The organism is Emticicia sp. MM (assembly GCF_001649495.1).
Map to the genome: position 1 here is coordinate 26,518 of NZ_LXHX01000035.1, position 12,867 is coordinate 39,384.

11 protein-coding genes are annotated in these 12,867 nt (G+C 36.2%); 4 read left to right on the forward strand and 7 right to left on the reverse strand.

The window, feature by feature from the left end; translation table 11 throughout:
- The first annotated feature begins 13 nt into the window (after positions 1-13).
- From A6M55_RS05210 to A6M55_RS05225, 4 genes are all read left to right on the forward strand, one after another.
- Entirely contained in the window at positions 14-772 is a 759-nt protein-coding gene (locus A6M55_RS05210; RefSeq protein WP_156510985.1) for a hypothetical protein, read from the forward strand.
- Positions 773-848: 76 nt separating this feature from the next.
- Positions 849-1,865 (forward strand): ferrochelatase, encoded by a 1,017-nt coding sequence (gene hemH, locus A6M55_RS05215; protein ID WP_064196807.1) that lies wholly within the window; start codon positions 849-851, stop codon positions 1,863-1,865.
- 13 nt (positions 1,866-1,878) lie between these two features.
- Positions 1,879-2,124, forward strand: a complete 246-nt coding sequence (locus A6M55_RS05220; protein WP_064196808.1) for a hypothetical protein — start codon at positions 1,879-1,881, stop codon at positions 2,122-2,124.
- 16 nt (positions 2,125-2,140) lie between these two features.
- On the forward strand, positions 2,141-3,169 hold the full coding sequence (locus tag A6M55_RS05225) for an LLM class flavin-dependent oxidoreductase (protein ID WP_015030284.1): 1,029 nt from the start codon (positions 2,141-2,143) through the stop codon (positions 3,167-3,169).
- A 40-nt stretch (positions 3,170-3,209) separates the two neighbouring features.
- Here A6M55_RS05225 and A6M55_RS05230 read toward each other — a convergent pair whose 3' ends face one another.
- From A6M55_RS05230 to A6M55_RS05260, 7 genes are all read right to left on the reverse strand, one after another.
- Positions 3,210-6,146, reverse strand: coding sequence for a reprolysin-like metallopeptidase (locus tag A6M55_RS05230; RefSeq protein ID WP_064196809.1), 2,937 nt, complete (start codon positions 6,144-6,146; stop codon positions 3,210-3,212).
- 39 nt (positions 6,147-6,185) lie between these two features.
- Positions 6,186-7,358: an aminotransferase class V-fold PLP-dependent enzyme gene (locus A6M55_RS05235; RefSeq protein WP_064196810.1), complete on the reverse strand. Its 1,173-nt coding sequence runs from the start codon at positions 7,356-7,358 to the stop codon at positions 6,186-6,188.
- Between the two features lie 138 nt (positions 7,359-7,496).
- Positions 7,497-8,303 (reverse strand): hypothetical protein, encoded by an 807-nt coding sequence (locus A6M55_RS05240; RefSeq protein WP_064196811.1) that lies wholly within the window; start codon positions 8,301-8,303, stop codon positions 7,497-7,499.
- A 16-nt stretch (positions 8,304-8,319) separates the two neighbouring features.
- Positions 8,320-9,012 carry a hypothetical protein gene (locus tag A6M55_RS05245; protein WP_064196812.1) on the reverse strand — a complete coding sequence of 231 codons (693 nt, stop codon included), beginning with the start codon at positions 9,010-9,012 and terminating at the stop codon, positions 8,320-8,322.
- A gap of 242 nt (positions 9,013-9,254) precedes the next feature.
- The gene (locus A6M55_RS05250) at positions 9,255-10,589 is read right to left on the reverse strand and encodes an FAD-binding oxidoreductase (RefSeq protein ID WP_082892931.1); all 1,335 of its coding nucleotides are present in this window, start codon (positions 10,587-10,589) and stop codon (positions 9,255-9,257) included.
- 47 nt (positions 10,590-10,636) lie between these two features.
- On the reverse strand, positions 10,637-11,638 hold the full coding sequence (locus A6M55_RS05255; RefSeq protein ID WP_015030290.1) for a 4-hydroxyproline epimerase: 1,002 nt from the start codon (positions 11,636-11,638) through the stop codon (positions 10,637-10,639).
- 124 nt (positions 11,639-11,762) lie between these two features.
- On the reverse strand, positions 11,763-12,668 hold the full coding sequence (locus A6M55_RS05260) for a dihydrodipicolinate synthase family protein (RefSeq protein WP_015030291.1): 906 nt from the start codon (positions 12,666-12,668) through the stop codon (positions 11,763-11,765).
- Between the last annotated feature and the right edge of the window lie 199 nt (positions 12,669-12,867).

The window sequence follows — 12,867 nt, forward strand, 5'->3', positions numbered from 1 at the left end:
TTCTATGAAAAAAATGTTTGTTTTTGTAGTACTGTTCTTTAGTATTCAGGTATTAAAAGCACAGGAAACGTCAGATTCTAAGGCCCTTGAAATTGCAGATAAAGTAATGGAGGCCATGGGTGGACAAAAGGCTTGGGATAATACTCGCCATATCACATGGAACTTCTTCGGTGCAAGACGACTTACTTGGGATAAATGGTCAGGTAATGTAAGAATTGATAATTTAAGAGATAATTCGGTTACTTTATTGAACATCAATACCGAAACGGGTAGAGTGTATAAATGGGGTGCGGAACAAACTAACCCAGACTCTTTGAAAAAATACATCAAAGCTGGTAAAGGTGCCTGGATTAATGATTCTTATTGGCTGACAATGCCTTTCAAATTAAAAGATAATGGAGTAACCTTGAAGTATTTGGGTGAGGGAAAGACAGATGAGGGTAAAGATGCTTATAATTTGCAATTAACTTTCAAGGAAGTTGGTAATACTCCAAACAATATGTACAAAATTTGGGTTGAAAAGGAAAGTAATCTGATGACTCAATGGTCTTATTATGCAAAATCGACTGATGATAAACCAGGTTTTACTCGTCCATGGACAGAGTATAAGTCTTATGGTAAGGTGCTATTATCAGGAGAACGTGGTGACCGTGATTTAACTGAAATTAAAGTATTTGAGGCTTTACCTGAATCAATTTATACTGATTTCAAAAAGCCCGACTTTAGTAAAGCAAAAGATTATAACAAGAAAAAGGATAAAATTGAGTTTTAAATTAAGAATTAAGGATTTAGAATGATGTGTTACAGCTACTCATTTAATATTCTTTATTCTTCATGAAATTGAAGAAATGGTTGGAAAAACTGGAGTTTTAATCGTAAATTTAGGCACACCTGATAGCCCAAACGTGCCAGATGTAAGGAAGTATTTACGTGAATTTTTAATGGATGGTCGTGTAATTGATTATCCTTTCATTCCTCGCTGGATGTTGGTTAATTTAATTATTGCACCGTTTCGTTCACCAAAATCGGCAAAAGCTTATAAAGAACTGTGGACAAACGAAGGTTCTCCACTCAAAGTTTATGGAGAGGCAAACGAACGCCAACTGCAAGATGCTTTAGGTGATGAATATGTGGTGAAATTGGCAATGCGTTATCAGAGTCCAAGTATTGAGTCGAAATTGAAAGAATTTCAACAAATGGGCTTGAATAATATAATTGTAATCCCGTTTTTTCCACAATATGCTTCTGCCACGACGGGTTCGGTGTATGAAGAAGTCATGCGAATTATAACTAAATGGCAAGTAATTCCAGAAATAAAGTTTGTTAATTATTTCTATAATCACCCAAAATTTGTGAATGCGTTTGCCGAAATGGGTAAAAAACATTTGGCAGAGCAAGACTATGACCACGTGATTTTTAGTTATCATGGCATTCCAGCCCGCCAAATTCGAAAGGGAGATTGTACAGGAAATACTTGTAAGCTAGGTACTTGTTGTGATTCTATTTCTGCTTTAAATCAACATTGTTATCGTGCCGAATGCTTCGAAACTACTCGATTATTGGTGAAAGAATTAGGCTTAAAAGAAGGTACTTATACCACTTGTTTTCAATCAAGATTAGGTCGTGAAGAATGGATTAAACCTTACACCGAAGATTTAGTAAAAGATTTAGCTAAAAAAGGAGTGAAAAAGGTTTTAGCTTTCTCTCCTGCATTTGTTGCTGATTGTTTGGAAACAACTTTAGAAGTTGGTGATGAATACAAAGAGCTTTTCGAAGAAAATGGTGGTGAACATTGGCAGCTCGTAGAAAGTTTGAATGATTCAGACGCCTGGATTGAACTATTAACAGATTTAGTGAAGAATTAACTGTATTTGACTAATGGCGAAGAAACTCATTACTGAATTTACTGACCAAGAATTAGTAGATGAACTGAAGAAAAGAAAAAGTGAAAGAATTGTTTTCGCTGTATTGATGGGAATTCTAATTGGCTGTGCCGTTTGGAGTGCAACAAACAAGGGCGGATTTTGGACCTTTGCTATTCTTGCTTTAGTTTTATTTATGGGTAAGAAAAATTCAGGTAGAGTTGAGGAAGTAGTCAATGAGTTGAATAAAAGAAAGCAATAATGTTTCAAAAGGTATAATGGAAATAGGAATAGATAGCTTTGCAGCAGTTTTAAAAAATAATCAAGGTGAGACTATAACCCCCGTTCAGTCAATTAATGAATTGCTTGAGCGAATGGTTAAAGCTGACGAAGTTGGATTAGATGTATTTGGAATTGGCGAACATCATCGAAAAGAATTTCTCGATTCTGCACCAACGATGATTTTAGCTGCCGCTGCTGCTCGAACTAAGCGAATAAAGTTGACAAGTGCCGTGACGGTTTTAAGTGCAATTGACCCTGTCAGGGCTTTCCAAAACTTTGCAACACTCGACTTAATATCTCAAGGTAGAGCTGAAATGGTTGTAGGGCGTGGTTCTTTCATTGATGCATTCCCTTTGTTTGGTCTAGACCTAGAAGATTATGATGAATTGTTCACTGAAAATTTAGATTTATTACTTAAAATTCGTGAAAATGAAGTATTGAATTGGAAAGGAAAGTTTCGTCCTGCTTTATATAATCAGGCAATATACCCACGACCTTTACAGCAAAAACTGCCAATTTGGATTGGTGTAGGAGGTACTCCACAGTCATTCGTACGTGCGGGTATGTTGGGCTTACCATTGATGGTAGCTGTAATTGGCGGAGAAACCCATCGTTTTAGACCATTGATTGATTTATATCGAAAAGCAGGTTTAAAGGCTGGATTCGCTCCAGAAGAATTGCAAGTGGGCCTACATTCCTTAGGCTATGTTGCAGAATCTACTGAACAAGCTATCGAAGAATTTTATCCGGGGTATGCAGAAATGTTTACCAATATTGGAAAGGAAAGAGGTTGGCCACCAGTACAGCGTTCGCATTTTGATTCTCAGACTGGAGAACTAGGAGCTTTTCTTATAGGAAATCCGCAAGAAGTTGCTGAAAAAATTCTTCGTCATAGTGAAGCTTTAGGAGGAATAACGAGGGTCACTTTCCAAATGGATAATGCTGGTCTAACTCACGAAAAGCTTATGAATGCCATTGAACTCATCGGAACCCAAGTAGCACCAATTGTGAATCAGAATAGTTAATGAAAAAGCCCAATTCTTAAATTAGAATTGGGCTTTTTTCTTAGTTACTACACCCTTGAATTTGTGCCAAAAATACACTGCCATTTTGTGCTTCAAATCCATTATTTAATGAAATAGAATTGCCTGCTTTATAGGTGGTTTTTGCAGGCGAAATAATTTTATTAGTTGCAATAATTGTTTGTATCGTTTGAATAGAATTGGTACCCGACGAAAAATTTGAGGTAAGTGTAGAAGAAGTCGGTGCAAGAATTACTTGGCTCGTAGCTATTCTTGTACTTTTACAACTACCGTTTTCACATGAGGAATAATAGGTCGTTGCACTCGCTGGTGAGTTTGAAAACCCAGTTCCAGTACCCAAAACAGTGTTTCCAGTAGCTGAATTGTACCACGTAACAGTACCAACAGAGCAATTGGCGGTCAATGTAACGGCAGTCCCCGGGCAAATGCTTGAAGCATTTACCGCTACATTTGTAGGGGTAGTGGGTTGAGTGGTTACATTTACTTGGTTTGTTGCCACTCTCGTACTTTTACAACTACCATTTTCACATGCGGAGTAATAAGTGATATTACTTGCAGGTGATTGTGAGAATCCTGTTCCAGTACCAAGAGCACTAACTGCAGTAGAGGAATTATACCAAGTAACAGTACCAACGGTGCAGGTTGCATTTAAAGAAACGGCAGTACCAGAACAGATACTTGTCGAGCTAACCGAAACGTTAGTTGGAATACTAGGTTGAGTGGTTACATTTACTTGGTTTGTTGCTACTCTACTACTGGGACAGTTTAAAGCTACACAAGCAGCATAATAGGTTTTATTGGCAATCGGTGATTGGCTGAATCCAGTTCCAGTTCCAAGTAAATCACTTCCTGTTAAGTCACTGTACCATGAAACTGTTCCAGTTGCACAAGTAGCATTTAAGGTAATAGCTGTTCCTGAACAAATATTTGTACTACTTACAGATACACTAGTAGGTGAGTTTGGAGCAGTACATGGAGTAATTGAAAAATTATTGTTGGAGATATCAAAAAAAGCTTTGCCTGTGCCTTTTACCATTATTCGTGCAGTAGTTGTATTAATGTTTGGCATTGTAACACTAGCAGAACCATTATTTGGCACATTAGATGCAAGTGTGGTTGGGTAGGTCAGCCCCCCATCGGTTGAGAGTAAGATGTCAACGTTTGTACAGCTAATCGGAGCTATATCAGTACTTGCAACTGCCCATGTAACTGTTTGAGTACTAAAACCTGTATAACTAATTCCAGTTGTATTGGGTGAATTCACAACGAATGGCCCTGCGGTTCCATCAACTGTCAAAACAATATCAACACGGTCATTTGTGCCGCCACCAGTGGCATTATCCCGAACAACTAATCTAAAATTAAGTGTGCGTGCAACTGTTGGTAAAACTTCCCAAGTTGGTGAAACATTAGCTACTAAATCACTCAGCTTTGGAAAGTAGCGAGTACCGCTACTTACAGGAGAAAAACCTCTAAAACTTGGGCCTCCAGTTGCAGTTCCAACGGGTGGTTGTGTAGCTACTTGCGTATCCATTTGATCCCAACAATAAGTTAAAGAAGCGTTCCCGTCGGGGTCAGTTGCAAGTCCTGAAAGCATAAATGGGGTGCCTTTGGGAATTGTTTGACTTGCTGTGTTGGAATTAATTGTTGGTTTTGCATTCGTATAGGCGGGTTTTGTGGCACAAGAATTTCCCGAGCCTGTAATAAAAGTGAGCATTTCGCTTAAACTTCCTCCGTGAAAGTGAGCATCGCTATTATTTTGAACATTTGGTGAACAAATACCAGCATAACCCATAATACTGTAGCCACTTCCAGGCTCAAATGCGGTAGTTGAATTACGATTGCAATTGTTATTTTGGGTATGATTTCCGCCAAATTGATGTCCCATTTCGTGTGCTACATAATCAATATCAAAAGCGTCGCCAATGGGTGCTCCAGAGCCGGTTACACCCCCACCTTTAAAAGAACTACATGGAACTCCCAAGTAGGCAACTCCACCTCCACCAGTACTAAAAACGTGTCCAATATCATAGTTTGCACTACCAATTACCGAATTTAAGTTATTGATATTTTCCGATAACATCGTACCTCCATCATCATTAGTGTAGGGGTCTGTAGCTGCACTTGTATAAACAACTAAGTTATTATTGGCAACAATATTCATTTTTACGGCAAAATCTCTCAAGAAAACGCCATTCACACGATTCATTGTTGTTACTTGGGCAGCTAAGGCCAGAGCCACTGTGCCGCCATGAAAAGCTGTGTATTCTCCAGTAGCAGCCAGTGCAAGGCGATAATTACGTAAAACACCGTCTCCGATTTGAGTATTGGTAATATTAGGTGATAAAATCCTATTTTGTTTAGGATTAGTTGGGGTATCAATATTAACACTATGAATTTGAGGGTCGAAGCTACAGCTAAATGCTTTTTTTGAGGTATAATCTCGTTTATCATAAGCTATGTAATGCTCAATATTACCACGGCTATAAGGGTCAATAAAAAATATTCCTTCTGTAGAAAAAATCATTCCATGAAAGCCTGAGGATGTGAAATCAAAACGGCCGCTAATGCTAGGATTATTAATACTGTAACCAGCATAAGTTTTTATTTCGGGAAATTTGGCAGCAAGCCCTTCTTCCATGATTGGAGATTCTACTATAAAGAAAGGTTCTATTTTACCATCAGGCATTGGGATTTCCAAACTAATTGCTGCAAGTCTTGCAGAAGCTGAATTTTCTAAAGGAGCCTTACTCAAAGATGTTTTTAATGCATTAACATTTAGTTTAAATACCTTGTATTTTTCGGGGATAATAAATCTTTGTCCTACAACCGTAGGTTCGAGTGCTAATGATTCCCAGATTTTATTTTGTGCATATCCTACTTGCAGGCTAAAGAGGAAAAAAAACAGAATGACTTTTAGACTACGTTTACAAATACTGATTTTTGTTATTAAATACATGTATGAGAGTTTTATAGCTATAAAGGAATTTGAAATAAGTTATAAACTATTTTTTAAAACTTCAACCAATTTCCATAAATCAGCTTCAGAATTATAAATATTTTGTGATACTCTAATCGCAACGCCACGATTGGAAACAATAATTTTATTTGCGGCAAGTTTATCTGTAAATGATTGATTATTAATCTTTTTTGGTAAAGAAATGCCTAATAAATGATTGGCTCTATTTTTACTTTCTTCAACCCAACAACCTAATTCTTGAAGTGCTATTAAAGGTTTTTCAATGATTTCTGAACAATATGATTGCATATTTTCTATTCCCCATGCCAATAGCTGTGTTAGTGAATCTTCAAACATGGGCATTTGAATAAATTGTGAGTGCTCCCCCATATTGTAGCGTTGAGCTTTGGGGCGGTAAGCTCGCTCATAACGAATAAGTTGGGCAAAATTATCACTATCTTTTCGATGCATCCACGACTCCTCAACTGGAACTCCTTCATCAAAAAACTCACCAAAATAAGCTGCTCCAATACTATAAGGCCCTAAAAGCCATTTATACCCAGCACAAATAAGTGCATCAGGTTGAATTTTTTGAATGTCAAAATCTAATATTCCAACTGATTGAGTACCATCAATAATCAATAAGGCACCAACTTCTTTGCAACGCTTCGAAACGGCTTCCAAATCGAATTTTACACCATAAATCCAATGAATGTGAGGCATAACCACCATGGCTGTTTCGTTGTTAATACCTTCTAAAACAGCTTGATTCCATAGTCCACCACGATTCTCTAAAACTTCTGGTTTAGCTATTGTTTTATAGACTAAATGATGTTCTTGACAAACTCGGTCGAAAGCATATACATTATTCGGGAATTCATCTTGAATCTGTATAATGTGTGTTTTATTTTTAAGATTTGGCAAGCGATGTACATTATGGGCAACTACTGCCATCCCATAAGACACAGAGGAAATGATGGCAATTCGCTCATAATCAGGCTCATTTATAATTTGAGCAAAAAGCTTTTGTACTTTTTGAGGTAACGTAAAATGGTCTGAGCCTTTTATTAGGTGAGTATTTGATGCTTTGAGATTAATTCCTTCGATTCCTCGTTGAACAGAACTTCTGAGGGTAGGAGAGTAGGCCGCTCCATTGAGGTAAGTTATACTTTCATCGAGCGAAAATAAGTGTTTTTGGTTGGTTAGGGTCATTTGTTGATTAAGGAATTGAAGTGTTTGGGAAATAGTTAAATGTAAAATTAAGTTAAAAAAAAGATTTCGTCATATTTTACAGTTTAATGATTTAGAAATTTATTTTTTGGTCAATTTACTATGAATTAAGTAATCGATTTATTTACCTCCATTAACACTTTCGTAATATTTATTCAATGAATTTAATTTTGAATATCCACCTAACAAAACCTTTTTAGCCGATTCTGAAATCTCATTCCACGACAGATTTTTTTCAGGAGTAATGCCAAAAAGTGTTTGATTGATATAGTTTACTTGAATGGGTAAAATTCGATTAGGTAAGCTACTACCAAATTCACCGATGTAGCCAATAGGAGAGGAAAGAAGTAGCCTAAATGTTATTTTATTCAAGTCTAATTTTTCAAATTGGTCAGTTTTATTTATTAATAGAGGAGGAACTAACTCCGCTGAATGACTGAGCATTCGCATTAAACCTCCCAACATCAATAAAACTTTTGCGAACAAAACAGCATTTGTTATTTCCCAAAGTTGGATAGTAAAAATTGCCCCAAAATAGGTCAATAAACCAATAACTATAAAAGCAATTCCGAATTTTTTATCACCAATTAAAACTGACTGAATAACTATCATTATTAATGCAGCGAAGGGTATAGTCCAATGCCAACTTTCAAAAATAACAAACCATAAAACAGCTTCGATAATGATTGTAGAATGAGTGATGCGTGTAGCCCAAGTGGTATGCAAAAGAACATAACCAATTGATTGATAGTCTAAATCAATATTAGTTTGTGGTTTGAAAACATTATGTAATGGTAAAAACATTCCTACTATTCTATCGGGAAGGAGGTTGCATAATATATATAAAACAACCGTGGCAATTAAGGTAATTGTCCAAATTTGATTAATAATTGCTTCTTTATCAGATAGCCAGTTGAAGATTTGCATTTTAATTAATTTCGGTTTATTGATATTTGATTTTCAGGGCAGAATTTTGAGCAGCTGGGAGTTTTTGATGTGCATTTGTGCCTCCTTTTTCAAAAAAAGAAATGATATTTTCATATTGATAAATGAGATATTGAGGCATTACTAAATTCATCATAAAGTAAGGAAAAAAACCACCTTGGTTTTCTCTATCAATAAATACTAGTTGACTTGAATCATCAGGATTAGCTTCAAATAAATGTCCACCCCACCAATCAATACGCTCGTAGCCATTAGGTACAGGAATTTCGTCCCAAATAATTGACCTAAAACAGGTTTGAATTGTTTTTTTATCAACTATTCTTGACCATTGAATATACAATAAATCACGTTTTGAAATAAATGGTTTATTAGGGTTAAATTGTTGATAAATGATTTGTGTATTTTCGTCAATTTCTTTTACAAGATACCCACCTGTGTATTCTGATGTCCAATAATGGTGATAATCAATCATTTTATTGATAAATACATCAAAAACTTCGTGGTGATTGGCCGCCACCTTAGGTAATCGCCATTTGAATAAATCGTTTTTATCGTCAGGAAAAGATTGCTGCCAAATTGTAATGTCATTCTTTTGACTTCGCCTTTTCCATCCATCATCAGAAGCCATTAAGGCCAGGTCTTTATCTTGCCATTTTTCTTTATTTGTCTTCCACTCATCTAATGTTATCATATAAGCTACATTTTAAATTAAGATTGTACTTATTAAAGATAGTTTTTGATTTTATTGTTACAAATATCAAGCAATATAACTTAAAAAAACATTTTTTGAAAATCTATCATGGATGATGTATAATCAAGATAATTTGTCTCATTCTTAATGAGTTATGAATGAGTATAAAAAGAAAATCCTCTCCAAATCATTGAGATTTAAAGAGGATAAAATTTATTTAAAATAATTTATGATTCAATTAATCAATCATATCTTTCAGGATTATAAAGGCTTATATCAATACTATTTTTTTCATTATCTATGATTTCTTGAACTAACTTGCCAGTTGCGGGAGCAAGGCTAAGGCCCATCATGGCATGTCCAGAGGCAATGATTAAGTTTTTATAGCTATTGGTTCGTCCGATGTAGGGTAAACCATCGGGAGAACATGGACGAAGTCCATACCAAACTTGCTCTTTTTCAGGTATTTTGATATCATAATTCGGGAAAAAGTTTGGCACTGCTTTGATGATTCCTCGCACTCGATTCATATTGATTTCATCATTGATTCCACCAATTTCCATTGTTCCTCCAAAACGAATCAAGTTATCAGACATTGGCGTAATAGCTACTCTCGCTTCTAACAGAATTGAAGGAATATTTAGTTTTTGACCCTCATTTTGCTGGTAGGTTACACTATAACCTTTACCTGCTTGCATGGGCAAACCAATATTAAGCATTTCTGCTAAATTAGGCGACCAAGAACCAGTAGCGATAACTAAGTTCTGAGTTTTAAGTTCTAAATTCTTAGTTGAGTTTCCTGCTATTTGCTTAACTTTTATTTTGTTTATCTCCTTTTTTTCAAATTCAAAACCTGTTACTTCAGTATTATAAAGAAACTTTACACCCTTATTTATAAGGTAAGATTTCAAATTCTTGACCAACTGGTTTGGGTATAAATGGGCATCGCCAGTATAGAGAATTGCTCCTGCAACATCGGGTTTTACTTCAGGTTCGAGTTTGTGTAATTCTGCTACTGAAAGAATTTTTGTTTCAAGACCTAATTCTTTTGCCTGATGTGCTACTTCGACCTCCTCCTCAAAAGAGTGTTCAGTTTTACAAAGCATCATTAAGCCTTTTTCTTCAAAAGCAAAGTTAAATGCTGCATCTTTAGATAAGTCTTGATAAAGTGCTTTGCTCAACAAACTAATATCACGAAGGGCAGGCATTGCACGTTCAACTTGCTTTTTGTTGGCTGCTTGATAAAATTTCAAACCCCACGAAATTAAATCTACACTCAAGCGTGGTTTTACATAAAAGGGACTTTCAGCGTTAAACATCCATCGAATACCTTTTTCAATCATACCCGGTACAGCCAAAGGAATAAAATGGCTCGGAACAATCATTCCTGCATTGCCCATCGAACAGCTATCATCACCATTTGTTCGTTCGATGATTGTTACTTCATATCCTTTTTTACTCAAGTAATAAGCTGAAAATAAGCCAATTACTCCACTGCCGATGATGGTAATATCCCTAGTCGACTTTTCAGAATGACCTATAAGAGAGTTTTCGGTATTCTCTATTATTGCTTTCATATTCTAATTTAATATTTTAGTATTTCGCAACCCTTTAGGGCTTGGGGTTAAATCACCTGAAAACCAAATGCATAGGGGTCATCTTGGTCATCAATAGTTATGGTATTATTACCATAAATTCTTGCCCAACCTTCGATACTTGGATAGATTGCATCAATATTCCCCACTTTTGTTGTTCCTTCAATTCGACCGATAAACTTGCTACCAATGATGCTTTCATGAATAAATTCATCGCCAGCTTTGAGTTTGCCTTTGGCTGCCCATTGTGCCATGCGAGCCGAAGTTCCGGTGCCACAAGGCGAACGGTCTATCGCCTTATCGCCATAAAATACTGCATTTCGAGCAGTTGAAGTAGGGTCAATTACTTTTCCTGTCCATTCAATATGACTTAAGCCATTGATTGTCGGATTATCAGGGTGAACAAAAGTATGTTTTTCATTGATTCTTTCGCGTAGAACTCTTGCCCAAGCAATTAATTGGTCAGCTTTAAAATGTTCTAAACCCGGGAAGTTTTCCTGTACATCAACAATGGCGTAGAAGTTTCCACCATAAGCTACATCAACTTTTAACGTTCCCAAATCTGGACATTCGACTTCAATATTTTCTGCAGCCAAAAATGACGCAACATTGGTCAATTTAACTGATTTTACTTTGTTGCCTTCTTGTTTATATTCAATTAAAACCAAGCCCGCAGGGGCTTCCATTCGAACAAAACCTGGCTTTTTAGGTTGAATTAGTCCATGTTCGATGGCTATTGTAATCGTACCAATCGTGCCGTGCCCGCACATTGGAAGGCAACCAGAAGTTTCGATGAAAAGTACTGCAACATCATTTTCGGGGTCATGGGGCGGGTATAAAATACTTCCCGACATCATATCATGCCCGCGAGGTTCAAACATTAAACCTTTACGAATCCAGTCATATTCTCGTAGAAAATGCTGACGTTTTTCCGACATATTTTTACCCTCTAAATTGGGGCCACCACCTGCCACTAAACGTACAGGATTACCGCAAGTATGAGCATCAATACAGAAGAATGATTTTGTCATAGTTAATAGATTTTTTTAACTGTGAAACAGACTAGTTAATCTATTGATTATCAAAGCATTAAATAGTCGGTCCCACAGTTTGTTATTCACACACCCTGCATATTAACAAAAAAGTGTAGGAATGTTAGATTTGTGGTAAAACTGGTCTTGTTGCTAAAGAATCGTTGATGATTTTCAAGATTCTTTCTCTTTCTTCACCTGCCAATGGTAAGCGTGGTTCACGTACCCATTCGGTGCCAAGTCCAGTAGCAACTTGGGCTAATTTAATATTTTGAATGAATTTAGTTGACACATCTAAGTGCATCAAAGGGAAGTGCCAACGATATATTGCACGAGCTTCTTCGTAGCGTCCTTGTTTTACTAATTCATAAATTACGACGGTTTCTCTTGGGAAAGCATCTACCAAACCTGCTACCCAACCATCGGCACCCATGACAAGGCTTTCATAAGCTAAATCATCAACTCCTGACATTATTTTGAAGCGACCACCAAATTCATTAATGATATCTGTCATATAACGAATATCACCAGTTGATTCTTTCATAGCCTCGAAATGTGGATTCGCAGCTAAATCATGAAACATTGGTATCGAAATAAAATTTTTGTAAGCCAATGGATTGTTATAGGCCAATACAGGCAAATCAGTGGAATCGGCTACACGGTGAAGATAATGAAGAATTTCACGTTCATCAGCCGAATAACGCATCGGAGGTAATAACATAAAGCCATCTGCACCAGCTTGTTCGTAGGTTTTAGCGATAGCTACTGCTTCACGAGTAATGCACTCTGCAATACAAATAACCAATGGAACTCGTCCAGCAATAGTTTTCTTTGCCGATTCAAGCAAGGTTAGTTTTTCATCAGTTGTAAGGGTTCCGTTTTCTCCCAACGAGCCACAAATAATAATTCCATGAACTCCTGCTTCGATTTGTTTTTCGATGTTGAAGTTAAACATATCTAAATCAAGGCTTTCGTCTTGAAAAAAAGGAGTCGTTACGGCAGGATATACGCCAATCCAAGATGGTTTCATATTGCAAAGAGTAAGTGATATAATTAATTAATGATAGAATTTAGAAAAAAATACTCTTTTCTAAATTGATAAGACAAAATTAGATGTTAGAGAAAATAAAAACTTATCTTAAATTCACTAATAGTTATACTAAATTATTCATTTTTTATGAATAAATCTTAATATTGAATAAATTAGTATTTAATTGCTTGTGGTCTTT